This window comes from Microbacterium alkaliflavum (assembly GCF_044325405.1).
GTDB classification, from domain to species: domain Bacteria; phylum Actinomycetota; class Actinomycetes; order Actinomycetales; family Microbacteriaceae; genus Microbacterium; species Microbacterium alkaliflavum.
The window spans coordinates 731,918-755,346 of the sequence record NZ_JBIQWL010000001.1; the positions used below are offsets into that span (position 1 = coordinate 731,918).

Sequence of the window (23,429 nt, forward strand, 5' to 3'; positions counted from 1 at the left end):
GTGGGACGCGCACCACTTCGGCGCTCGCCTCCTCGCGAGCGTCGGGAGTGCGCGGTCTACGCGGGGTCGGAGCGGTTGCCCTCCTGGTGGCGCCGGTCGGCGCCGGTGGTTCTCATGACGACGCCTGCGAGCGGGTTCTCATCGCAGTCGGTGACGGGCGGGCGGCTGAAGCCCGCGAGCGGATCCTCCTCGCACGCGCTGACGGGCGGGCGAGCGGGCTCCTTCGTGCGCTGGATGGTCACGCGCACGGGACCCAATCCGGACCGGGGCCGCGGCGGCGAGGTGAGGTGGGAGTGGTCGCCCGACGGCTTCGGGATGCCGCCGCCCTCATCCTTGCGCTTGGCGAGGGCCTCCTCGCCGAAGCCGCGCACGCACTCCGGGTCGGGGCCGTCGAGCGGCAGTCCCGTGAAGAACTTCGCGGCCATGCAGCCGCCCTTGCAGGAGTCGAAGAACTGGCATGACGAGCACGCCCCGCCGGACTGCGGCCGGCGCAGCCGCAGGAAGAGCTCGGACTCGCGCCACACGCCCGCGAAGCCGCCAGGAGCCCGGACGGTGCCGGCGAGGAATTCGTCGTGGATCGCGAACGGGCACGCGTAGACATCGCCGATGGGGTCGATGAGGCAGACGACCCGCCCCGCCCCGCAGAGGTTCAGACCCGGAAGAGCCTCGCCGTAGGCGGAGAGGTGGAAGAAGGAGTCACCGGTGAGGACGTTCTCACCGTTGGCGACGAGCCAGTCGTAGAGTTCGCGCTGCTGCTCGCGGGTGGGGTGCAGCTCGTCCCACACGTCGGCGCCGCGCCCCGAGGGACGCAGTCGCGTGAGGCGGAGCTGTGCGCCGTACCGGTCGGCGATCGCCTTGAACTCGTCGAGCTGCGGGATGTTGGTGCGGGTGCACACCACCGACAGCTTGAAGTTGCGCATGCCGGCGTCACTGAGGTTCTGCATCGCGCGCAGCGCGGTCTCGTACGAGCGGGGGCCGCGGATCTCGTCGTTGACGTCGGCGGTCGCGCCGTCGAGCGAGATCTGCACGTCGACGTAGTCGTTCGCGGCGAGCATCGACGCGACCTCCGGCGTGATCTTGACGCCGTTCGTCGAGAACTTCACGCCCACGTGATGCTCGGTGGCGTATTGGAGGAGCTCCCAGAAGTCGGGGCGGACCGTGGGCTCGCCGCCGCCGATGTTGACGTAGAACACCTGCATGCGCTCGAGCTCGTCGATGACGGCCTTGCATTCCTCGGTCGTGAGCTCGCGGGGGTCGCGCCGCCCCGAGCTGGAGAGGCAGTGCACGCACGAGAGGTTGCACGCATACGTGAGCTCCCACGTGAGGCAGATCGGGGCGTCCAACCCGAGTTCGAAGTGGTCGACGAGGCGCGCGGGACGGGTGGATGCCGGGGCCGGAGGCGCGATCGTCATGCGGCACGCTCCGTGATCATGGCGGACGCGGCGAGCGTGTCGAGAGCGTGGAGGTAGCGGGCCTGCTCGCGCTCCGGCACGCCTGCGCGTTCGCACGCCGTGCGCACATCCGGTGCGTCGGTGAGCGCCTCGACGATCGCGAGCAGCGTGCGGTCCTTCAGGAACGACAGCTTCCGCGTGCCGAAGTGATACAGCAGGGCGCCGAACGGCTCGGGCCTCACGGAGACCTGCGGATGCAGGTTCCAGGCCGACTCAGGGGTCATGCGGGGGCTCAGTAGACGCCGCACATGCCGTCGATCGAGACCTCTTCGACGAGCGATTCGACCTCGACGACGTCTTCGGAGGGGGTGGACGTCTGCGTCGCCGGCGTCTTCTCGTTCACGGATGCTCCTTCGTCGGGGCGGGCGGTCGACCTCGACGCACCCTCGTGCTCGGTACTTTAATGACACCAAGTGCCAAATGGAAGAGCAATGGCACTCAGTGCCGAATGGAAGGCGAGCGGATCCGCTATCGTCCTCGTCGTGGACCTCTCCGCGCAGGGCGAGCCCGTCGCAGGGCCTCGACGACCGGGGCGCGCGCCCGTCACGACGCATGGCGAGCTGAGCAGGATCGCGCTCGAGCTCTTCCTCGCGAAAGGCTTCGACGAGACGACGATGGACGATGTCGCGCTCGCCGCGGGCATCGGACGTCGCACACTGTTCCGCTATTTCCCCTCGAAGAACGACCTGCCGTGGGGAGACTTCGACGCCCTCATCGCCGCGATGCGCGTGCGCCTCGCCGCCTCGCCGCCCGACCAGTCGCTGATCGAGGCGATCGTCGGCGCGATCATCGACTTCAACCGCTTCCCCGCGCACGAGGTGCCGCTGCACCGAGAGCGGATGCGACTTCTGCTCCACGTGCCGAGCCTCGCCGCGCACTCCACGCTGCGGTACGCCGCGTGGCGCCAGGCGATCGCCGACTACGCCGCGGCGCGCCTCGGGACGCAGGCATCCGCTCTCGAACCGCAGGCGATCGCATGGGCGTGTCTCGGGCTGTGCGTGGCGGGGTACGAGCACTGGCTCACCGACGACGATCTCGACCTGCTGACAGTCCTCGAGACGGCGTTCGCGCAGTCGCGCGCCGTCTTCGGCGACTCCGCGCCTTAGCGCCGCGTCACGCCGCGACGGGTCGCGCCGTGTCGCGTCTCGCCGCGTCCGGTCAGGCGGAGTCGGCGATCATCCCGCCCGCGATCCAGGCGAGCGCCATGACGGGCGCCGCCGTGTTGCCCGACACGTGGAGGGGGAGCACGGATGCGTCGACCACGCGCAGCCCGTCGACTCCGCGCACGCGGAGGTCGGCGTCGACGACGTCGGCGTCGCCCGGTCCCATCGCGCATGAGCCGACGGCGTGGTAGATCGTCGACCCGTGCCTGCGGGCGTAGTCGATCGCCGCGGCCGGGTCGGACGCCACGGCCTTCGTCGGGAAGTCCTCGCCGCCGGACACCTCGGCGAGGGGCGTCTGCGCGAGAAGCCGCCGCGCCACCGCGAGCGCGTTGCCGGCGGCGCGTCGGTCGCGATCCGTCTCGAAGTACCGCGGCCGCACGATCGGCCGCGCGGGATGGGCGCTCGTCGCGTGGACGGAGCTGGTCGTGTCGGGCCGGATCTGCCACATCGAGATCGAGATCCCGGAGTGCGATGCGGGTTCCAGGCGGGGCGCGCCGGGGTCGATCGCGATGGAGCTGATCGTCCCCATGAGGTCGGGGCGGTCCAGGCCCGGATCGGACTTCGACAGGAATGCGAAGTCGGCGAACCCCGTGCTGACGGGGCCGCGGCGGCTCAGCACGTAGCCGGCGCCCGATGCGCCCTGCTTCAGGACGGTGTTCAGGCGTTCGGTGGCGCCGAGGCGCTTCGTGAGCGCGACCTGCACATTGGCGGCGCCGTGATGCTCGATCACGCGCTCGCCGACGTTCGGCGACTCGACGGCGAGGTCGACCCCGATGCCGTGAAGCACGTCGGCGCGGCCGACCCCGGATCGCTCGAGCAGCAGGGCCGACTCCACGGTGCCGGCTGCGACGATCACCTCGCGTCGCGCCGCGAACTCGACGGGCGCACCGCGCTGCATGCCGTGGACGGCGACGGCGCGCCCGCGGCGGAGGACGATCCGGGTCGCCGTCGTGTCGGTGACGAGGCTCACGTTCGTGCGGCGGAGCGCCGGGCGCAGAAACGCGGATGCCGCGCTCGCGCGCACTCCGTGGCGGGATGTCTCGGGGGCGAAGCCGATGCGCTCGGCGTCGTGCGCGTTGACGTCGTCGACGAATCCCCAGCCCAGCTCTGCCGCCGAGGCGCACACGCGGCGCGTCAGCTCGTCGTCGGCGCCGCGGATCGACACGGGCAGCTCCCCTCCGGCACCGCGCAGGGGTGAGCCGCCCAGGGCGTGGTCCTCCATCGCGCGGTACGCGGCCAGGAAGCCGACCCATCCCCACCGCGGCGAACCCGTGCGTGCCTCGAGAAGGTCGTAGTCGGCCTTCGACCCGCGCAGGTACATGAGCCCGTTGACCGTCGTGGAGCCGCCGACGACGTTCCCCCGGATCCACAGCTCCCGCGTGTCGGTGCCCTCGATCGGCTCGGTCGGATAGTGGTGCGAGTAGCGGGTGCCGCGGAGGGTGAAGAAGAAGCCCTTCGGCACGCGGTGGAGGGGATTGCGGTCGGAGGAGCCGCTCTCAATCACGAGGACGGAATGGCGCCCACCCTCCGAGAGCCGGTGCGCGAGCACCGAGCCGGCCGCGCCCGAACCCACGACGACGAAGTCGAACGTCTCGGTCCTCACTGCCGGCCGCTGTTCTCGAGGCGCTCGACGATCGCCGCGAGGCGCCCCCGGCTCCACGGGGCCTGCCCGACGTCCTGCAGCCCGCGGAAGGCGGGCTCGATGATCATGATGAGCACGAGGTGGAGCGAATAGAGCAGGCGCCGGGTCGAGGCATCCACTCCGAAGCCTGCGTCTCCGTAGCCGCGCAGGAACGCGCCGCCGCCGGGATAGATGGGCACTGCGCTCCCGAGGAAACCGGCCTCCATGAGTGGATCGCCCCAGAGGGCGCGCTCGTGGTCGACGATGCCCGTGATCCGGCCGCCGTCGACGATGGCATTCCCCGGCCAGAGGTCCCACTCCACGAGGCGGGGGCGCCTCACCGCGTCGAGCGACCCCGCGTGCGCGGCGACCACGCCTTGGATGCGCTCGCCGCTCAGGCCGAGGTCGACGCGAGCGCCATCGGCGTCGGCGAGCAGGTCGGCGATCATGGCGGAAAACGCTTCGCGCCACGTCGGGAACGCCGGTCCTGTCAGGTAGCCGAACGCGGGCCCTTCGATGGCATTGAGGGCCCGGTTCGTCGCGCCGATCTCCCGCAGGAGCGCCTCGGCCTCGGGCTCCGGCACCGCGCCGCCGTCCAGGAGCGCGCCGAGGTTCTCGCCCTCGATGCGCGTCATGAAGAACCACGGCGCGTCGATGACGGCCCCCGAGGTGTCGGCGAACTCGACCGCCGGCACGGGAACGTCGGTCGAGCGCGCGATGACGTCCAGGGCGGCGAGCTCGTTCGAAAGCATCCGGCGCTCGTAGGTGAGCACCGGCGTGCGCGGCGACGGGCCGATCTTCAGCACGACGCGCCTGGCGCTGCGCAGCCGGACCGCGTAGACGGCGTTGAACCAGCCGCGCTCCAGTTCGGCGATCGAGTCCGCCCGTGCGGGAACCTCGCTGTCGCCGTAGGCCGCCGCGATCATGGCCTCGATGACGGCAGCCGGCTGACGGTTCTTGGTTCTGCTGTCCATGGGGATTCGTCGCGGCTCGGGCTGCTCGATCGGGCCTGACCGCGTGCTCACGATATCCCGTGACGGGGGAGCGGGCCGCTCCGGCTCGCTCCCCATGGACGGGAGCGTGCCGCGGGATCGGTTAGATTTGACCCGCCGAACCCCGTGAGGAGCCGATGGAGCACGCGATCGACGCCGTGATCGAGATCTTCACGTGGGTAGGCATCGGCGCAGGACTCCTGCTCGGCTTGCTGGCGCTCATCCTCAAACTCGCCGACGGCACGTGGCTCACGGCGCGCGCCGTCGTGGAGCACGGCGACGACAGCACGGTCGTGCGCTGGTTCGATGAGGACGGCGGCGTCAACGGCGCGGTGTTGACGGCGGATCAGGCGCACCAGATCGGCGACCACGACATGGCCGACATCTTCTACCGCCGCGGCCGCAGCAACCGCATGCGCCTCACCCACGGCTCCCCGGCCGTCCGCGCCGTCGCGCTGCTCGCGGGCGGCCTCCTCGCCCTCGGCATCATCGCGATGATCGTGTCGTGGGTGCTGCTCTTCGTCCGGGGCTGACCGCCCGGATCGGAGCCGCGCCGCCCGTGGGTGCGGGCACGTCTGCGGTCCGGGTTCCGCAGGTTCGGGATGCCGGGAATCGGCGTTTCCCGGACCTCGAATCGACCTTGACGGCTTCAGGCGAGCGCGAGCATCGCCCCGGCGGCGAGCGCGAGGCCGAGACCGAGCCATTGCACGCCGGCGATGCGCTCGCGCAGAACGACGGCGGCCAGCAGGATCGTGCCCGCGGGATACATCGCGGTCAGGGCCGACACGATCGCGAGGTCGCCGAGTCGCAGTGCGAAGACGATGACGAGGTTCGCGGTGGCGTCCAGGGCGCCGCAGCCCGCCGCGAGCCACCACGCCGACGCGATGCCCGGGCGGACCTCGGGTTCGGGCGACTCCGTCGCATGCTCGAGGTCGGCGTGCCCCGTGGGCGTCGCGCCGAGGCGAGCGCCCGTGGCCGCGAACACCGATGCGGCCCGGCGCCCGGCGCGGACGGCCACGAGGGCGAGCACGCCGACGACGGCGGACGTGATGAGCGTGCTGACCGAGCGGTTGACGATCAGCGGCACGACGCCGCTCTCGTCGCTCGTGCGGTCGATCACGATGAGGAAGGCGCCGATCGCGAGACCCGCGCCGATCGCGAGGAGGAGTCCCCGCGCGCTCGGGCGCACGACCTTCTCGCCGGGGATGAAGCCCACGAGCACGACGGCGACCAGGGCGACGGCGAGCCCCGCGCAGCCGATCCACGACAGCGTCTCGCCCTCCACGAGCAGGGCCCACAGCACGGGCGCGATCGCCGAGACGACGGCGGTGAGGGGCGAGAGGATGCTCATCGGCCCGATCGCGAGGCACGCGTAGAGCAGCACGATGGCGATGGCGCCCGTGAAGCCCGACAGCACCCCCCACGCGATGTCGGCCGGGATCCACTCGCCCCCGACGACCGGGTAGGCCGCGAGGAGCAGCAGCACGAGGCCCGTCGCCGCGGCCACGGCCGTCACGACGATGGAGCGGAGCCGCTTCGCCGCGAGCCCGCCGAGGAAGTCCGCCGACCCGTAGACGAGGGCTCCGGCGAGGGCGACGGCGGCGGCGAGCATCCGACTCAGCATACGTTCGCACGAGAGCGGCGATTGCTAGATAAGCTAGCGATATGTCGACTCGCCGTGAGCTCCGCACCGCCCACCACGCAGCCCGGCAGCCGACGAGGTGGCTGCGGATCGGCATCCCGGTGCTGCTCATCCTGGTGTGGCTGGTCGGCGGCTCGATCGGCGGCCCGTACTTCGGGAAGGTCGACGAGGTCTCGACGAACGACCAGTCGACCTACCTGCCGCAGAGTGCGGACGCGACCGAGGTGAGCCAGCGGCTGCCCGACTTCCTCGGCAACGACACGATCCCCGCCGTCGTCGTGGTGGAGGGCGATCAGGCGCTCACCGAGGCGCAGCTCGCCGACCTGCAGTCGATCGCCGACGACATCGCCGCGCTCGACGGAGTCACGGAGGACGTCTCACCGCCGATCGTCTCCGAAGACGGCGAAGCGGCGCAGATCTTCGTGCCGATCGACTCGACGGGCGAGGTCGGCGAGACGGTCGAGTCGGTCCGCACGCTGCTCGACGAGCAGCTGCCCGACGGCCTCCAGGCGTGGGTCACGGGACCCGCCGGCTTCACGGCCGACCTCGTCGAGGGCTTCCTCGGCATCGACGGGCTGCTGCTCCTGGTCGCGTTGATCGCCGTCTTCGTCATCCTCGTGATCGTCTACCGCTCGCCGCTGCTCCCGGTCCTCGTGCTGCTGACGTCGACGTTCGCGCTGTGCGTGGCCCTGCTCACCGTGTGGTGGCTCGCCAAGGCCGGTGTCGTCGTGCTCAACGGCCAGGTGCAGGGCATCCTGTTCATCCTCGTGATCGGCGCGGCGACCGACTACGCGCTGCTCTATGTGGCGAGGTTCCGCGAGGCGGTGGCCGACGGTCTCGGGAGATGGGATGCCACGACCCGCGCCTGGCGCGGAGCGTTCGAGCCGATCCTCGCCTCGGGCGGCACCGTGATCGCGGGCTTGCTGTGCCTCCTGCTCTCCGACCTCGCGACGAACCGCGCGCTCGGGCCCATCGCCGCGATCGGCATCGCGTTCGCCGTGCTCTCGGCCCTGACGTTCCTTCCGGCGCTCCTGGCCGTCGTCGGCCGGTCCGCGTTCTGGCCGTTCATCCCGAAGGAGCCGATCAAGCCCCTGCCCGACGACCTCACGCAGCCCGTCAAGGGATTCTGGCCTCGGCAGGCGCGCCTCATCGCACGCCGCGCGCGGCCCGTCTGGATCATCAGCACGATCGTGCTCCTCGTGGCCTCGGCCGGGATGCTGCAGCTCAAGGCCGACGGCGTGCCGTCGAGCGATCTCGTCCTCGGCTACTCCGAGGCGCGCGACGGCCAGGACGTGCTCGCCGACCACTTCCCGGCCGGTTCGGGCAGCCCCGTGTACGTCATCGTGCCGCGGGAGCAGCTTGTCGAGGCGGCGACCGTGCTCGACGACAGCGACGGCATCGACACAGTGGCCGTGGCGTCCGCCGACTCTCCGACCGGACAGGCGTCCGTCGAGGTGAAGGACGGCGAGGCCGTGCTGACGGCGCAGGGGCCGCCCGGAACCCCGGCGCCCGAGCCGACCGTGTCCGACGGCGACGTGCTCCTCGTCGGCACCCTGACCGACGCGGCGGACTCCGTCGCGGCGGAGGAGACCGTCACGCAGCTGCGCGACGACCTCGACACGGCGCTCGGCGAGGGGACCGCGATCGTCGGCGGCGTCACGGCGACCGACATCGACTCGAACGACACGTCGATCCGCGACCGCACGCTCATCATCCCCGTCGTGCTGGGCGTGATCCTGCTGATCCTCATGCTGCTGCTGCGCGCGATCCTCGCGCCCGTCCTGCTGATCCTGAGTGTGATCATCTCGTTCGCCGCGGCGCTCGGCGTCAGCGCGATCGTGTTCAACCTCGTGTTCGGATTCCCGGGCGCGGACCCCGCCGTGCCGCTGTACGGCTTCGTGTTCCTCGTCGCGCTCGGCGTCGACTACAACATCTTCCTCATGTCGCGGGTGCGCGAGGAGTCGCTCCTGCACGGCACGAGACCCGGCATCCTGCGCGGCCTCGTGGCGACGGGCGGCGTCATCACGTCGGCGGGGCTCGTACTCGCGGCGACGTTCGCGGCGCTCGGCGTCATCCCGATCCTGTTCCTCGCGCAGATCGCGTTCATCGTCGCCTTCGGTGTGCTGCTCGACACGTTCGTCGTGCGCTCGCTGCTGGTCCCCGCCGCGACCTACGACATCGGACGGGCGATCTGGTGGCCCTCGCGACTGTGGCGGAAGGATGCCGCGACCCCGGTCGAGGCATCCCCTCCGGCCCTCGTCGAAAGCGAGGCGCGTACGCTCGGATCATGAGCAAAGCCCTGTTCATCGTCGACGTCCAGAACGACTTCACGGAGGGCGGCGCCCTCGGCGTCGCGGGCGGCGATGCCGTCGCCGAGCGCATCACCCGGTACCTCGAGGGGCATGCGGGGGAGTACGCCGTCATCGTCGCGTCCCGCGACTGGCACGACGGCGACAACGACAACGGCGGGCACTTCCACCCCGAGCCCGACTTCGTCGATTCCTGGCCCGTGCACTGCGTGAGCGGCACGGAGGGCGCCGAGTACGACGCGGGGCTCGACACGTCGGCCGTGACCCACCACGTGAAGAAGGGACAGGGGCGCCCCGCGTACTCCCTCTTCGAGGGGACGACCGACGAGGGCGAGCGGGTGTCCGACCTGCTCGAGTCGGCCGGCGTCGTCGACGTCGACGTCGCGGGCCTTGCGACGGACTACTGCGTGCGCGCCTCGGCACTCGACGCGATCGAGCACGGCCGGCACGTGCGCATCCTCACCGACCTCGTCGCCGGCGTCGCGGCGGAGACGAGCGACGCGGCGCTCGCCGAACTCGCGCATGCGGGCGCAGAGCTGGTGCCTTCCGGCGTCTGAGCGCCGGGAAGCGCAGGTTCGCGGCATCCCGTGCATATCCGCGGGGATGGTGCAGGGCGCGCCGGGCGCCACCGGCGTGTCGGCTGATTTCCCCGCAGCTGTGCACGCGGGGAGGGGAAGTGGATGCCGCGGTGCGAGGCATCCCGTGCATATCCGCGGGGATAGTGCATGGCGCGCCGGGCGCTGCCGGTGCGCCGTGCGATTTCCCCGCAGCGCTCGGGCGCGGGCTCGAGATCCGGGTAGCGCAGGTTCGCGGCATCCCGAACCTGCGGAACCCGGACCGCAGTCAGCCTTGGGCTCGGTACCGCCGGGCGAGGAAGATCGTGAACCCGAGCGCCACGAGCGCCGTGAGGCACAGCAGCGCGAGGCCGATGCCGTAGCTGTTCGCCTCGGCGTTGTACGTCGCGCCCATGACGAGCGGCGGGAAGTAGCCGCCCAGGCCGCCCGCGGCGCCGACGATGCCCGTCACGGTGCCCACCTTCTCCGCAGGCGCTCGCTGCGCGACCCACGTGAAGACGGCTCCCGTGCCGAGGCCGAGGAAGACGGCCATGACGACGAAGGATGCTCCCGCCGCGAGCTCGGGCGGCGGCTGCAGCGCGATGACGACGGCCATGATCGCCGCGCCCGCGAGCGAGATCGACAGCACGACGGCCGGTCCGACGCGGTCGGAGAGCCATCCGCCGACAGGGCGTGCGATGACGGCGGCGATCGCGAAGCCCGCCGTGCGCGCTCCGGCGTCGGGGAGGTCGTAGCCGTAGATCGTGTGCAGGTACGTCGGCAGGTAGGTCGAGAACGCGACGAACCCGCCGAACGTCACGGCGTAGAGGAACGCCATCTGCCAGGTCACGGCGAGCTTCGACGCCGCTCGGAGCTTGGGCATGACGGGGGTCGTGTTGGGCTTCCACACGGGCGAGTCCCGCATGAACAGCCACACGACGACCGCGACGACGAGCAGCGCGCCCGCGATGATGAGGTGCGCCGTCACGTAGCCGAACGCCGCGACCATGCGGGGCGTGAAGAACGACGACAGCGCCGTGCCGCCCATGCCGGCGCCGAAGAGCCCCGTCGCGAAGCCGCGGCGGGCGGGCTCGTACCAGGCGTTGACGAACGGGATGCCGATGGCGAACGTCGTGCCGGCGATGCCGAGCAGGAACCCGAACGCGAGCAGGAGTCCGTACGAGCCGACGGCGCCCGCGATCGCGACGAGCACGACGGGGATCGCCGAGACCGCCGTGAGCACCGTGAACATGAGCCGGCCGCCGAAGCGATCGGTCAGCGCGCCCGTCAGGATGCGGCCGAGCGACCCGACGAGCACCGGCGTCGCGACCAGCAGCGACGCCTGCGTCGCGTTGAGGTCGAGGTCGGCCGTGTACTGGACGGCGAGAGGCCCGATGATGTTCCACGCCCAGAACGTCACCGTGAAGGCGAGGAGGGCGAGCAGGAGATTGCGGGTGCGTCCCGGCAGAATCGCCGGCTGCACGGCACTCGCGTCGGTCGACGTCATCGGCGTGTCCTTCCTGTCGTGCGACCGGCCGCCTTGTCGGACGAGCGGTCGGGGGTGCCGACGGGTGCCCAGCCGCGGCGGATGCCCCGCCCCGCCGTGGGCCGGCCGTCTCTCGAGCGGTAGATGACGTAGGGGCGGAACAGGTAGTGGATCGGCGCGGTGAAGGCGTGCACGAGCCGTGTGAACGGCCAGATCATGAACAGGGCCATGCCGATGAGCGTGTGGATCTGGAAGTCGAGGGATGCCTCGCTCATCGCCTGGATGTCGGGCTGGAAGACGAACAGCGACCGGAACCACGGCGCGACGGTGTCGCGGTAGGTGACCTCCTCGTGCGGGCCGATGACGCCGATCACCGTCGTCGCGAGCCCCGCGACGATCGCCGCGACGAGCACGACGTACATCGTCTTGTCGTTGTTCGTGGTCGCCATGAAGACGGGACCCGTCGTGCGGCGGCGGTAGATCAGGATGCCGACGCCGACCAGCGTCGCGATCCCCGCCACCGTGCCCAACGCGAGGGCGGCGAAGTGGTACATCTCCTCCGAGACGCCCAGCGCATCGGTCCATGCCTTGGGGATGACGAGTCCCGCGAAATGCCCGATGATCACGACGAGGATGCCGAAATGGAAGAGCGGCGATCCGATCCGCAGGAGCCGCGATTCGTAGAGCTGCGACGAGCGCGTCGTCCAGCCGAACTGGTCGTAGCGGTAGCGCCAGATCGAGCCGCCGACGAGCACCGCGACCATGACGTAGGGGAGGATGCCCCAGAGGAACAGCTCCATCAGCGGCTCCCCACCGGGTGCAGCGGCAGGAGCCGCGGATCGGATGCCTCGAGCCCCACGGTCTCGGTCGGCGGTCCGGCCGCCGCGAGGGCCATCGCCTGCTGGCGATCCGCGGGCGACCGGCCGGGGAGCGTGTCGCACACCGCCGCGACGACGCCCGCGTACGGCGATCCGCGCTCGGCGAGGGCGAGCCGGATGAGCTCCATGCTCGCGCGGTACTCCTGCAGGAGCGCCGCGCCGTCGCGCGGGTGGTGCCGCGCGAACTCGAGTACGAGCGGCACGTAGTCGGGCAGTTCGCCCGTGTCGGCGAGAGTCAGGCCGGCCTCGCGATAGCGGCGTTTGAGGTCGGCGAGCACGGGTCCGCGGCGGCGCGTGTCGCCGTCGGTCCAGTAGCTCAGGTACAGGGCGTGCCGCTTGGACATGTCGAAGGTGTCGACGTAGGTCGTGCGCACGAGCGACGCCGGCGTCGTCGCCCACCACTCCAGCAGAGGGGAGAAGGATGCCGCAGCCTGCGGCGCCTCTTCGCGCAGCGCGGCCGCGATGAGGGTCGCCGAGCCGAGCACGGCGTCGTCGGGATAGCTCAGGCAGATCGACGCCGCCTGGTAGATCACTCGGACGTTCACGACTCGCCCCCGGATCGAGGCGGGAACAGTCCCGGCGGCGCGCCGTTGCCGTCCCAGTTCAAGAGGTTCACGCGACCCCGCAACGACTCGCTGGATGCCGCCGTGTCCGACGTCTGCCGGTCGCGCAGCGCCTGGAACGTCTCGACCGCGACGGGCTGCGGCTTGCCGCTCGCCTCGCCGAACGGCCCCGACTCGTAGGGCCCGCCGTCGAAGTCGAGCGAGCAGCCGAGCTCCTCGAGCTCGTGCGCCTGCTCGTAGTGCGCCGTCGGGATGACGTACCGATCCTCGTACTTCGCGATCGCGAGCAGCCGGTACATCGCGTAGACGGCCTCGCCCGTCATCCCTACCGACTGCGGGATCGACTCGTCGCGCTCGCGGTCGAGCGTGATGTCGCGCAGGTACGAACGCATCGCTGCGAGCCGCCACAGCACGCTCGTCACGATGTCGGTGTCGCCCGCCGTGAACAGCTCCGCGAGGTACTCGACGGGGATGCGCAGCGCCTCGATCGCGCCGAACAGCGTGCCCGCCGACTCGGCGTCGTGTCCCTGGTCGCGCAGCAGGTCGACGATCGGCGACAGCGGCGGGATGTACCAGACCATCGGCATCGTGCGGTACTCCGGATGCAGCGGCAGCGCGACGCGGTAGGTCTTCGCCAGGGCGTACACGGGTGAGCGTCGCGCGGCATCCATCCAGTCCTCCGGGATGTCGCCCTGCGCCCGCACGGCCGCGATGACCTCGGGATCGTTCGGGTCGAGCATGAGGTCGAGCTGGGCCTCGTAGAGGTCCTTCTCGTCGGGCGTCGACGCGGCCTCGGTGACGCGGTCGGCGTCGTAGAGGAACAGGCCCAGGTACCGCAGGCGCCCGACGCACGTCTCGGAGCAGACCGTCGGGATGCCGACCTCGAGGCGCGGGTAGCACAGCGTGCACTTCTCGGCCTTGCCGGTCTTGTGGTTGAAGTAGATCTTCTTGTAGGGGCATCCCGTGATGCACTGGCGCCAGCCGCGGCAGCGGTCCTGGTCGACGAGCACGATGCCGTCCTCGGCGCGTTTGTAGATGGCGCCGGACGGGCACGAGGCCATGCAGGACGGGTTGAGGCAGTGCTCGCAGATGCGCGGCAGGTAGAACATGAACGTCTGCTCGAACTGGAGTTTGATCTTGTCCTCGGACTCGCGGCGCACCTTCTCGACGATCGGGTCGAGGTGGCCCATCTCCGACGCGCCGCCGAGGTCGTCGTCCCAGTTCGCCGACCACGTGATCTTGGTGTCTTCGCCTGTGATGAGCGACTTCGGCCTCGCGACGGGGAAGTCGTCGCCGAGCGGCGCGTCGATGAGCGTCTCATAGTCGTATGTCCAGGGCTCGTAGTAGTCCTCGAGCTTGGGCTGCACCGGCGAGGAGAAGATCGTGATGAGCCGCTTGAGCCGGCCGCCGGTGCGCAGCGACAGGCGGCCGCGCCGGTTCAGCGTCCAGCCGCCCCGCCACTGCTCCTGATCCTCGTAGCGGCGCGGATAGCCCTGGCCTGGCCGGGTCTCGACGTTGTTGAACCACACGTACTCGGTGCCGGCGCGGTTGGTCCACGCCTGCTTGCACGTGACGGAGCACGTGTGGCATCCGATGCACTTGTCGAGGTTCATCACCATGCCCATCTGAGCCATGACGCGCATCAGTAGGTCACCTCCTGCGAGCGGCGGCGGATCGTCGCGACCATGTCGCGCTGATTCCCCGTGGGACCGAGGTAGTTGAACGTGTACGACAGCTGCGCGTACGCGCCGATGAGATGGGTCGGCTTGACGAGGAGCCTCGTGACCGAATTGTGGATGCCGCCGCGCCGGCCGGTCGCCTCCGACTTCGGCACGTCGATCGTGCGCTCCTGCGCGTGGTGCACGTAGACGACGCCGGCGGGCATCCGGTGCGACACGATCGCGCGGGCGACGAGGACGCCGTTCGAGTTGACGCACTCGACCCAGTCGTTGTCGGCGGCGCCGATCGCCGCGGCGTCCTGCGGGCTCATCCAGACCGTCGGCCCGCCGCGCGAGAGCGACAGCATGAAGAGGTTGTCCTGGTACTCGGAGTGGATCGACCACTTCGAGTGCGGGGTGAGGTACCGCACGACGACCTGCTGGGCGCCGTCGGGCCCGAGCCGCGGCTCGCCGAACAGCCGGTGCACGTCCAGCGGCGGGCGGTAGATCGGCAGGGCCTCGCCGAGGTCGCGCATCCAGTCGTGGTCGAGATAGAAGTGCATGCGGCCCGTGAGCGTGTGGAAGGGCTTGAGCCGCTCGATGTTGACGGTGAACGGGGCGTAGCGCCGCCCGCCCGTCTCCGATCCCGACCACTCCGGCGAGGTGATGACCGGCACCGGGGCCGCCTGCGTCATGGCGAACGTGATGCGCTTCTCCTCCGACCCCTCGGCGAGGTCGGCGAGCGGCTTGCCGACGCGCTTCTCGAGCGTGCGGAAGCCCTGCGCCGCGAGCTCGCCGTTGGTCGTGCCCGAGAAGGCGAGGATCGCCTCGGCCATCTTGACGTCGGTGTCCATCGCGGGCCGTCCGTCGGCGGCGCCGCCGAGCATGACGCCCGTCTTCTGTGCGAGCCGCTGAACTTCGTGGGAGACGTCGTAGGTGACGTTCTTGATCGTGAAGCCGAGCTTGTCGGCCAGCGGCCCGACGGCCGCGAGCTTGTCGGCGATCGCGGTGTAGTCGCGTTCGACGACGACGAACTGTGGCATCGTCCTGCCGGGGATCGCGGGGCCGCCGCCGCGCGACCAGTCGCGCACGGCGCCGCCGGGCTGTGTCGTCTCGCCCGGCGTGTCGTGCTGCATCGGCACCGATACGAGGTCGTGGCGCGTGCCCAGGTGGGTGCGGGCGAGCGCCGAGAAGCGCTCCGCGATCGCGTGGAAGAGGTCGAAGTCGCTCTTGGCCTCCCACGGCGGGTCGATCGCCGGCGTGAAGGCGTGCACGAACGGGTGCATGTCGGTCGATGAGAGGTCGTGCTTCTCGTACCAGGTCGCCGCGGGGAACACGACGTCCGACAGGAGCGTCGTCGACGTCATGCGGAAGTCGGCCGACACGAGCAGGTCGAGCTTGCCTTCGGGGATCTCGTCGCGCCACACGACGTCGTTCGGGCGGACGGATGCCTCGTCCGACGCCATCACGTTGCTGTGCGTGCCGAGGAGGTGCTTGAGGAAGTACTCGTTGCCCTTGGCGCTCGATCCCATGAGGTTCGAGCGCCACAGCGTCAGCAGGCGTGGCCAGTTCTCCGGGGCGTCGACATCGGCGATCGCCGGTTGCAGGTCGCCCTTGACGAGGGCATCGGAGACGAAGGATGCCGCATCCGTCGCCTCGCCCTTCGCGACGGCTTGCGCAGCCCGGTCGGCGAGATCGAGCGGGTTGACGTCGAACTGCGGGTAGAACGGCATCCACCCGAGCCGGGCCGATTGCGCGATCGTGTCGGCGGTGTGCATGCCCGCGAGGTGCCCCTCGGCGAGCGGCGAGGCGAGCGCGTCGGCGGCGTAGCCGTCGAACCGCCACTGGTCGGTGTGCATGTACCAGTACGCCGTGCCGATCATCGTGCGCGGCGGCCGCGCCCAGTCGAGGGCGTTCGCGAGCGAGAGCCAGCCCGTGATCGGCCGGCATTTCTCCTGGCCGACGTAGTGCGCCCAGCCGCCGCCGTTGCGGCCCATCGAGCCCGTGAGGATCAGCAGCGCGAGGATCGCCCGGTATGTGGCATCCCCGTGGAACCACTGGCAGATCCCGGCGCCCATGATGATCATGGAGCGGCCGTTCGACTCGACGGCGTTGGCGGCGAACTCGCGGGCGATGCGGGTGCACGCGGCGGCCGGGACGCCCGTGATGTCCTCCTGCCACGCGGGCGTGTAGGGCGTCTCGGCGTCGTCGTAGCCCGACGGCCACTCGCCGGGAAGGCCCTCGCGTGCGACGCCGTACTGCGCGAGCATCAGATCGAGGACGGTCGTGACGAGGATGCCTCCCACTCGCGTCGCCGGCACGCCGCGGCGCAGCACGCCGCCCTCGCCGTCCGGAGAGTCGAAGCGGGGGAGGAGCACCTCGACGTCCTCCCGCAGCACCTTCGCATCGCGCGTCGACAGGGCGGGGAGCACGCCCTCGAGGTCGAGGTTCCAGCGGCCCTCGCCCGATTCGGCGTAGCGGAAGCCCATCGAGCCGTTCGGCACGCGCGGCGCGCCGGTCGCGGCATCCAGCACCACCGTCTTCCATTCCTCCTCGGGCGCCGCGGCGCCGAGGTCCTTCGACGTGAGGAACGTCGCGGGGACGTACGCGCCGTCGCGCTCGACGAGCCGCACGAGGTGGGGGAGATCGGTGTACTGGCGGGCGAAGTCGACGAAGAACGGCACGCGGCGCCCGACGTAGTTCTCGGTCAGCACGACGTGGCCCATCGCCATCGCGAGCGCGGCATCCGTGCCCGCCTGGCACGGCAGCCACTCGTCGGCGAACTTCGTGTTGTCGGCGTAGTCGGGGCTCACCGTCACGACCTTCGTGCCGCGGTAGCGCACCTCGGCCATCCAGTGCGCGTCGGGCGTGCGCGTGACGGGCACGTTCGAGCCCCACATCATGAGGTAGGTTGCATCCCACCAGTCGCCCGACTCGGGCACGTCGGTCTGATCGCCGAAAACCTGCGGGCTCGCGACGGGAAGGTCGGCGTACCAGTCGTAGAACGACGTCATGACGCCGCCGACGAGCTGCGTGAACCGCGTGCCGATGCAGTGCGACACCATCGACATCGCCGGGATGGGGGAGAACCCCGCGACGCGGTCGGGGCCGTACTCCTTGATCGTGTGGACGTAGCCGGCGGCGACCAGCTCGACCGCCTCGGCCCATGTTGCGCGGACGAGGCCGCCCTTGCCGCGCGCCTGCTGGTAGCGCCTCCTCGTGTCGGGGTCGGTGCTCACGGCGTGGAAGGCCTCGACCGGGTCCTTGCCCTGGGATCGGGCGGCGCGATACGCGTCGAGCAGCACGCCCCGAACGTACGGATACCGCACGCGGGTGGGGGAGTAGGTGTACCAGGAGAACGCGGCCCCGCGGGGGCATCCGCGGGGCTCGTATTCGGGCCGGTCGGGGCCGACGGTGGGGTAGTCGGTCTCCTGCGCCTCCCACGTGATGATGCCGTCCTTGACGTACACCTTCCACGAGCACGAACCCGTGCAGTTCACGCCGTGCGTCGACCGGACGACCTTGTCGTGGCTCCAGCGATCGCGGTAGAACACGTCGCCGTCGCGGCCGCCCTTCAGGAACGCCGCGCGGTGGTCGTCGGTCTGCTCCCACCGAGTGAAATAGCGCCCCGTGGCGAGGAGCGCGTCTGAAGCCGGACCATCCACACCGATGCGGGGCGTCATGCCTCGGACACTAGCGAGGCCACTCGCGACGCGCCAGAGCGCTGCAGGCGTGTCGGAGTCGTCAGTCCTTGCCCGACTTGCCCTTCCCGTTGCTGCCGTTGCCGTTGCCGTTGTTGTTGCCGGGGCCGCTGTTGTCGCTGCCTCCGCCCTTATCTCCGCCGCCGTCATCTGTGCCGCTCGGCTGGGTCACCGCGGGCGTCGCGCTCGGCTCAGGAGCGGGTGGTGGGGCGAGGAGCGCCTGCAGGTCGGCGCGCACGGCGTCGATCGCGGTCTGGATGCGTGCGGCCCGCGCGGCGGTCACCTTGTCGTTGTGTATGGCGGCGTCGAGCTGGGCCTGGAGTCCGTCGAGCTGCGTCGACGCGCCGGCGGGGTCGCCGGAGGCGGCGGCCTGAGCGACGCTGACCACGGCATCCTGCATCTGCGCGCCCGCGGCGGAATCGAGGGATGACTGCGGCGCGCAGCCCGCCAGCGCCACGGCCAGGGCGGCACCCGCGCACGCGGCGGCGAAGCGCTGCCCGATCACGGGGTCACCGACTCGAGGAGGTCGTGCAGGTGCGTGCCGAGGGGCTCCTCGTTCGCGGGCAGGCTCGGCAGCGGCTCGGGGCTGGCCGAGTTCACGGCTGCAGCGATGCCGATCGCGAAGGCGACCGCGATCACGAGCGCGACGACGCCCGCGAGGATCAGGACGACGCGGCTGCGCGGCGTGGCGTGGTGCGCGGCCGCGGGCGGGAGCGGAGGTGGCGGAGGCGCGAAGACGAGCGTGCGTGTGTCGAATTCGGGGGCCGGCGGGGCCGGAAGCGCCTCGGGCGCCGTGGCGGCGGGATCCATGAAGGCGGCCAGCACTTCGCCGGTCGAGGGATGCCGCTCCCTCAGAGCGGTGCCCGCAAGGGCGACCTGCAGGGCCGTCGGGCGACGCGCGGGGTTGGCGGCCGTCATCGCGGCCAGCATCGCGCGCCATGTGCCGGGCAGATCGTCCGGGATCTCGGGCGCGACCGAGAGCCGCGCGAGCACGGCCTCGTGGCCGACGGCGTTCGGGAAGGGGCGCCGGCCCGTCAGCGCCTCGAGCAGGACGAGCCCCAGCCCGTAGATGTCGGCGGCGGGCGCGGGCTTCTCGCCGCGGAGCTGTTCGGGCGCGAGGTAGGCCGCGGTGCCGATGACCGTGCCGGGGGAGGTGACGCGCGTCGCGTCGAGCAGGTAGGCGATGCCGAAGTCGGTGAGCTTCGCCCGGAACTCGCGGTCGGGCAGGGGCGACGGCCACAGCAGCACATTGGAGGGCTTGATGTCGCGGTGCACGATGCCCTTCTCGTGCACGACGTGGAGCGCCTCGGAGAGGTCGACCGCGAGGGCCGCCACCTCGTCGGGGGGAAGGGGACCGCCGGCGTCGAGCCGGTCGCGCAGGGTCTTGCCCTCGACGTACTCCATGACGAGGTAGCTCGGCTCGACCGAGGAGATGTGCGCGTCGAAGAGGGTCACGAGCGACGGATGGCTGAGGCCGGCGAGAAGCGTCGTCTCCGAACGGACGCGCTCGCGTGCGGGGGTGCCTTCGGCGGGTCCGCGCATGACCTTGATGGCGACGGGTCGCTCGAGGGCGAGATCCTCTGCGCGATAGACGCGCGCCATACCGCCCTCGCCGATCGCCTCGTCGAGTCGGTACCTGCCGCCGAGGATATCGCCCGTCCCGATGTCCATGCGGGGTCGCAGATCGGTCACGACACGCCGCCTGGCATGCGGTGAACCGGTCGGGCTCCGGCGGTGGGGTTCATGCCAGCAACCTACCTTCCCAGCCTGACAGTCCTGGACCCGCTTGACTTGGCTTCCACTTAGTGGCACGAGATGCGGGATGCCGGGGGTTCACCGTGTGGGCCGCGCGGACCGTCTTCCGGCGAGGCAGGGGATTCCGCCGAGCCGGGGCGTCCCGTCCCCCTGCCTCGGCGAAACCCCCTGCCTCGACGCGGCTTCGATGCTCGGCCGGGCGAAGTAGGCTTGGGGGTCGCGGGCCTCTAGCTCAGTCGGTAGAGCATCGGACTTTTAATCCGCGGGTCGTGGGTTCGAGCCCCACGGGGCCCACGCGAGAAATCGGCGTCCCGAAGGGGCGCCGATTTCTCGCGTTGACCCCGTGTCGTCGAGAACGCACTTGTGGGCGGGCCCCACGGGGGCCACGGGCGCTCACCGAAAGAGGGCGCCCGTTTCGCATCGGCCCGCTCATCGCCATGCCAGCGGCAGAACGCTGAGCGCGACGGTGAGCGGCGCCGCCACCAGGCCGAGGAGCGCGAAGCACCGCCACGACACGCTCACGCCTTCGGGGCGGAGCCTCTCATGCCAGAGCAGCGTCGCGAGCGACGCCCACGGCGTGATGAGCGGCCCCGCGTTCACGCCGATGAGCAGGGCCCCGAGACGGGCGGGGGAGGAGGCGACGCCCTCGAGCGCGAGATAGGCGGGGAGGTTGTTGACGGCGTTGGCGCCCAGCATCCCGATTCCGGACAGACGCCAGAGGGCGAACAGGTCGTCTCCCGTGCCCGCGAGGGCGTCCAGCACGACCTCGGCGCCGATCGATTCCAGCACCCCGACGGCGAGGAAGAGCCCGCTCGCGAAGACGACCAACTGCCACGGCAGGAGCCAGAAGCGCAGGGCCCGGGGGAATCGCCACGCGTACAGCAGCACGAGCGCGACGGCGGCGACCGATGCCGGCATCCACGGGGGAATCCCCGAGACGAGGAGGGGCAGCAGCACGACGACGACGCCGCCGGCGCACCAGGTCAGCAGCCGGTCGCCGATGGCGGGGTCTGGCGCCTGAGGGAATCGGCCGCGCAGGCGTCGGCGGAAGACGATCCACAGCAGCGCGACCGTGACCCCGATCGCGATGACAGCCGACGGTCCCAGGAGGGCGATGAACGTGCGGGCATCCACGTCGAGCCGCTCGACGGCGAGGAGGTTCGTGAGGTTCGAGACCGGCAGCGCGAGTGACGCGGTGTTGGCGAGCCAGACCGTCGTGAAGGCGAAGGGAAGCGGATCGAGGCGGTGCGCCCGCGCGACCGCGATGACGACGGGGGTGAGCAGCACGGCCGTCGTGTCGAGGGACAGGAATGCCGTCGCGACGACCGCGAGTGCGACGACCAGCAGCCACAGCGCCCAGACACGGCCGCGTGCGAGTCGTGCCAGAAACGCGGACGCGAGATCGAAGACGCCCGCCAGCGCCGCGAGTTCGGCGACGACGGTGATCGCGACGACGAAGAGCAGGATCGGCCACACCCGGTCGGAGATGACGAGCACCTCGGAGACCGGCAGGATGCCGAGCGCGACCGCGCCGGCGCTCAGGAGGAGCAGGACGGCTCCGATGACGGCGATCGGCACGTCGACCATCCTCGTCGGTTTGCGGTTCGACGCGCGGTTGTGCGGTCACACAGCGGGCTAGGGCATGCTGGTTCTGTGGTCATCGACGGCATGGACGTTCCCGATGAGGGCGCCGTCGTCGATCATGCCGGCGATCTGCTCATCGAGATCGCGGCGGGCGGGCAGTCGGCCTTCGCCCGTCTGTACGACATGCTGGCCCCCCGCGTGTTCGGCCTCATCCTCCGCGTGCTCGTCGACCGGGCGCAGAGCGAGGAGGTGCTGCAGGAGGTCTTCCTCGAGGTGTGGCAATCCGCCGATCGCTTCGCTCCGAACAAAGGTCAGGGGAGGGCGTGGGTGCTCACGATCGCGCATCGCCGGGCCGTGGATCGAGTGCGGTCGGCGCAGGCGAGCGTCGACCGGGACGCACGCATCGGACGGCGTGATCTCGACGTGCCGTTCGACGGTGTGGCCGAGCAGGCCGAGCTGCGCATCGAAGGGCGCCGCATCGCCCGGGCAGTGGCAGCGCTGCCCGACGCGCAGCGCGACGTGATCACGCTCGCCTATTACGGCGGCTACAGCCAGAGCGAGATCGCGGTGCTCGTGGGTGCGCCCCTGGGAACCATCAAGACGAGAACACGCGACGGCCTGTCGCGACTGCGCACGGAGCTGGGGGTGGCGTCGTGAACGTGCACCAGTTCGCCGAGCTCGCCGCCGGGCATGTGCTCGGATCGCTGACCATCTACGACGAGCGCGCGTTCCAGGAGGCTCTCGCCGAGCATCCCGAGTGGGCAGGGATCGTCGATGCGGATGCCGCGACCGCTGCGGCGCTCGCCGACGGCGTCGCCGAGGTCGAGCCGCCCGCGCAGGTGCGGGCCGCGCTTCTCGCGCGCATCACGGGTGCCGAAGCCGCCGATGAGCCGGCCGAGGATGGCGTGTTCCATGCGCCTCCGCTCTACCCGGACATCGAGGCGCCGCCGCTCCCGCTGCTGCCTCCAGAGGTGTACTTCCGGCCGGCCGAGCCGGCGCCGCCCGCGGACGAAGCGGCTGAGGCGCCGTCGCTCACAGCCGATGTCGACGCCATCGCCCAGCCCGATGAGGTTCCGCCGACGTTCCGGGCCGTGAACGAGCCCCCGCCGTCGACCGAGGCGATCCAGACGGTGGCGCGCCGCAACTGGACGCGCGGGCTGCTCGCGGCCGCGGCATCCTTCGTCCTCCTCATCGCGATCGGAACCGGCGTCGCGTACCTCGGCGACCGCCTGCGCGAGCCTGCCGAGATCCGCGCGCTGAACCAGATCGACGGCGCCGCCGACGGAGAGACGGCGACCGTGGAGGTCGAGGGCGGCGGTACGGCGACGGCGCACTGGTCGCCGTCGGTCGGCAAGGCCGTGCTCGTGGCCGATGGCCTCGACGAGGCGGGAGCCGACGAGACCTACCAGATGTGGTTCGTGCGCGCTGACGGCGCCGTGTCGGCGGGGCTGTTCGACACCGACAAGGCGGGCGACGCGACGGCGCTCCTCCAGGGCGCCGTCCAGAGCGGCGACACCATCGCCGTCACGGTCGAGCCCCAGGGCGGGTCGCCGACGGGACAGCCGTCGTCGACGCCGATCCTGACGATCCCCACGTCGTAGGGCCGGGTAGCCTTCAGACGTGGCATCCGTCCGGCAGTCGCAGTCCGCGCAGACGCTCGCGCATCTTCGACGCGCGCGCGACCTCATGGATCGCGACTACGCGCTGCCGCTCGACGTGCCGACGATGGCGGCGAAGGCGCTCATGTCGCCCGCGCACTTCTCCCGCGAGTTCAAGGCCGCCTACGGCGAGACGCCGTACGCGTACCTCATGACCCGCCGCATCGAGCGCGCGATGGCGCTCATGCGGGCGGGCGCGTCGGTGACCGATGCCTGCACCGCCGTCGGGGCCACGTCGCTGGGCTCGTTCAGCTCGACGTTCACCGAGATCGTCGGCGAGACGCCGTCGTCCTATCGCTCGCGCCCGCACGACGCCGCCGAGGCGATGCCCCTGTGCGTCGCGAAGATCCTGACGCGCCCCACGCGCTACGCGTGACGGGGCGTTCCGAACCGAGCAGGATCGGAGAAGCGTGC

21 protein-coding genes and 1 tRNA gene are annotated in these 23,429 nt (G+C 71.0%); 8 read left to right on the forward strand and 14 right to left on the reverse strand.

Going from position 1 to position 23,429, the window contains the following annotated elements:
* Positions 1-56 precede the first annotated feature (56 nt).
* Genes mftC through mftA form a run of 3 tightly spaced genes read right to left on the reverse strand, consistent with a single transcriptional unit; the run spans position 57 to position 1,794 of the window.
* On the reverse strand, positions 57-1,412 hold the full coding sequence (gene mftC, locus ACH3VR_RS03155) for a mycofactocin radical SAM maturase (RefSeq protein WP_396639293.1): 1,356 nt from the start codon (positions 1,410-1,412) through the stop codon (positions 57-59).
* Complete coding sequence (gene mftB / locus ACH3VR_RS03160) at positions 1,409-1,675, reverse strand: mycofactocin biosynthesis chaperone MftB (RefSeq protein ID WP_396639294.1); 267 nt, start codon at positions 1,673-1,675, stop codon at positions 1,409-1,411. Before mftB ends, mftC begins: the two co-directional genes overlap by 4 nt.
* 8 nt (positions 1,676-1,683) lie before the next feature.
* The gene (mftA, locus tag ACH3VR_RS03165; protein WP_396639295.1) at positions 1,684-1,794 is read right to left on the reverse strand and encodes a mycofactocin precursor MftA; all 111 of its coding nucleotides are present in this window, start codon (positions 1,792-1,794) and stop codon (positions 1,684-1,686) included.
* An 88-nt stretch (positions 1,795-1,882) separates the two neighbouring features.
* On the opposite strand from mftA, the gene mftR reads away from it, so the two are divergent.
* Positions 1,883-2,557: a mycofactocin system transcriptional regulator gene (gene mftR, locus ACH3VR_RS03170; protein WP_396639296.1), complete on the forward strand. Its 675-nt coding sequence runs from the start codon at positions 1,883-1,885 to the stop codon at positions 2,555-2,557.
* Positions 2,558-2,609: 52 nt separating this feature from the next.
* Here the strand turns inward: mftR and ACH3VR_RS03175 are convergent, their stop codons facing one another.
* Both ACH3VR_RS03175 and ACH3VR_RS03180 read right to left on the reverse strand, forming a co-directional pair.
* The gene (locus ACH3VR_RS03175; RefSeq protein WP_396639297.1) at positions 2,610-4,217 is read right to left on the reverse strand and encodes a GMC family oxidoreductase; all 1,608 of its coding nucleotides are present in this window, start codon (positions 4,215-4,217) and stop codon (positions 2,610-2,612) included.
* Positions 4,214-5,209 (reverse strand): phosphotransferase family protein, encoded by a 996-nt coding sequence (locus tag ACH3VR_RS03180; protein WP_396639298.1) that lies wholly within the window; start codon positions 5,207-5,209, stop codon positions 4,214-4,216. Before ACH3VR_RS03180 ends, ACH3VR_RS03175 begins: the two co-directional genes overlap by 4 nt.
* Positions 5,210-5,364: 155 nt before the next feature.
* Between ACH3VR_RS03180 and ACH3VR_RS03185 the strand changes: the two genes are divergently transcribed.
* A complete protein-coding gene (locus tag ACH3VR_RS03185; RefSeq protein ID WP_396639299.1) occupies positions 5,365-5,760 on the forward strand; it encodes a hypothetical protein in 396 nt (131 codons plus the stop codon).
* Between the two features lie 116 nt (positions 5,761-5,876).
* On the opposite strand, the gene ACH3VR_RS03190 is transcribed toward ACH3VR_RS03185, so the two are convergent.
* Positions 5,877-6,839, reverse strand: a complete 963-nt coding sequence (locus ACH3VR_RS03190) for an EamA family transporter (protein WP_396639300.1) — start codon at positions 6,837-6,839, stop codon at positions 5,877-5,879.
* A gap of 53 nt (positions 6,840-6,892) precedes the next feature.
* Between ACH3VR_RS03190 and ACH3VR_RS03195 the strand changes: the two genes are divergently transcribed.
* Positions 6,893-9,160, forward strand: coding sequence for an MMPL family transporter (locus ACH3VR_RS03195; RefSeq protein WP_396639301.1), 2,268 nt, complete (start codon positions 6,893-6,895; stop codon positions 9,158-9,160).
* Positions 9,157-9,735, forward strand: a complete 579-nt coding sequence (locus tag ACH3VR_RS03200) for an isochorismatase family protein (RefSeq protein WP_396639302.1) — start codon at positions 9,157-9,159, stop codon at positions 9,733-9,735. The genes ACH3VR_RS03195 and ACH3VR_RS03200 overlap by 4 nt, the downstream gene beginning before the upstream one ends.
* A gap of 286 nt (positions 9,736-10,021) precedes the next feature.
* On the opposite strand, the gene ACH3VR_RS03205 is transcribed toward ACH3VR_RS03200, so the two are convergent.
* The 7 genes from ACH3VR_RS03205 to ACH3VR_RS03235 all read right to left on the reverse strand — a co-directional run bounded on the left by ACH3VR_RS03205 (position 10,022) and on the right by ACH3VR_RS03235 (position 19,710).
* Positions 10,022-11,239 (reverse strand): nitrate/nitrite transporter, encoded by a 1,218-nt coding sequence (locus ACH3VR_RS03205; RefSeq protein WP_396639303.1) that lies wholly within the window; start codon positions 11,237-11,239, stop codon positions 10,022-10,024.
* Complete coding sequence (narI, locus tag ACH3VR_RS03210) at positions 11,236-12,018, reverse strand: respiratory nitrate reductase subunit gamma (protein ID WP_396639304.1); 783 nt, start codon at positions 12,016-12,018, stop codon at positions 11,236-11,238. Before narI ends, ACH3VR_RS03205 begins: the two co-directional genes overlap by 4 nt.
* A complete protein-coding gene (gene narJ / locus ACH3VR_RS03215) occupies positions 12,018-12,641 on the reverse strand; it encodes a nitrate reductase molybdenum cofactor assembly chaperone (protein ID WP_396639305.1) in 624 nt (207 codons plus the stop codon). Before narJ ends, narI begins: the two co-directional genes overlap by 1 nt.
* A complete protein-coding gene (gene narH / locus ACH3VR_RS03220) occupies positions 12,638-14,302 on the reverse strand; it encodes a nitrate reductase subunit beta (RefSeq protein ID WP_396639306.1) in 1,665 nt (554 codons plus the stop codon). The genes narJ and narH overlap by 4 nt, the downstream gene beginning before the upstream one ends.
* Positions 14,302-18,000, reverse strand: a complete 3,699-nt coding sequence (locus ACH3VR_RS03225; protein ID WP_396639307.1) for a nitrate reductase subunit alpha — start codon at positions 17,998-18,000, stop codon at positions 14,302-14,304. Before ACH3VR_RS03225 ends, narH begins: the two co-directional genes overlap by 1 nt.
* Before the next feature lie 61 nt (positions 18,001-18,061).
* The gene (locus ACH3VR_RS03230) at positions 18,062-18,523 is read right to left on the reverse strand and encodes a hypothetical protein (RefSeq protein WP_396639308.1); all 462 of its coding nucleotides are present in this window, start codon (positions 18,521-18,523) and stop codon (positions 18,062-18,064) included.
* On the reverse strand, positions 18,520-19,710 hold the full coding sequence (locus tag ACH3VR_RS03235) for a serine/threonine-protein kinase (protein WP_396639309.1): 1,191 nt from the start codon (positions 19,708-19,710) through the stop codon (positions 18,520-18,522). Before ACH3VR_RS03235 ends, ACH3VR_RS03230 begins: the two co-directional genes overlap by 4 nt.
* 284 nt (positions 19,711-19,994) lie before the next feature.
* On the opposite strand from ACH3VR_RS03235, the gene ACH3VR_RS03240 reads away from it, so the two are divergent.
* Positions 19,995-20,067 (forward strand) — tRNA-Lys (locus tag ACH3VR_RS03240).
* Positions 20,068-20,202: 135 nt separating this feature from the next.
* On the opposite strand, the gene ACH3VR_RS03245 is transcribed toward ACH3VR_RS03240, so the two are convergent.
* Positions 20,203-21,360: an SLC13 family permease gene (locus ACH3VR_RS03245; RefSeq protein ID WP_396639310.1), complete on the reverse strand. Its 1,158-nt coding sequence runs from the start codon at positions 21,358-21,360 to the stop codon at positions 20,203-20,205.
* Between the two features lie 66 nt (positions 21,361-21,426).
* On the opposite strand from ACH3VR_RS03245, the gene sigK reads away from it, so the two are divergent.
* From sigK to ACH3VR_RS03260, 3 genes are all read left to right on the forward strand, one after another.
* Positions 21,427-22,014, forward strand: coding sequence for an ECF RNA polymerase sigma factor SigK (gene sigK / locus ACH3VR_RS03250; RefSeq protein ID WP_396639311.1), 588 nt, complete (start codon positions 21,427-21,429; stop codon positions 22,012-22,014).
* The gene (locus ACH3VR_RS03255; protein ID WP_396639312.1) at positions 22,011-22,958 is read left to right on the forward strand and encodes an anti-sigma factor; all 948 of its coding nucleotides are present in this window, start codon (positions 22,011-22,013) and stop codon (positions 22,956-22,958) included. Before sigK ends, ACH3VR_RS03255 begins: the two co-directional genes overlap by 4 nt.
* 85 nt (positions 22,959-23,043) lie before the next feature.
* The gene (locus ACH3VR_RS03260; RefSeq protein WP_396639649.1) at positions 23,044-23,391 is read left to right on the forward strand and encodes a helix-turn-helix transcriptional regulator; all 348 of its coding nucleotides are present in this window, start codon (positions 23,044-23,046) and stop codon (positions 23,389-23,391) included.
* Positions 23,392-23,429 lie beyond the last annotated feature (38 nt).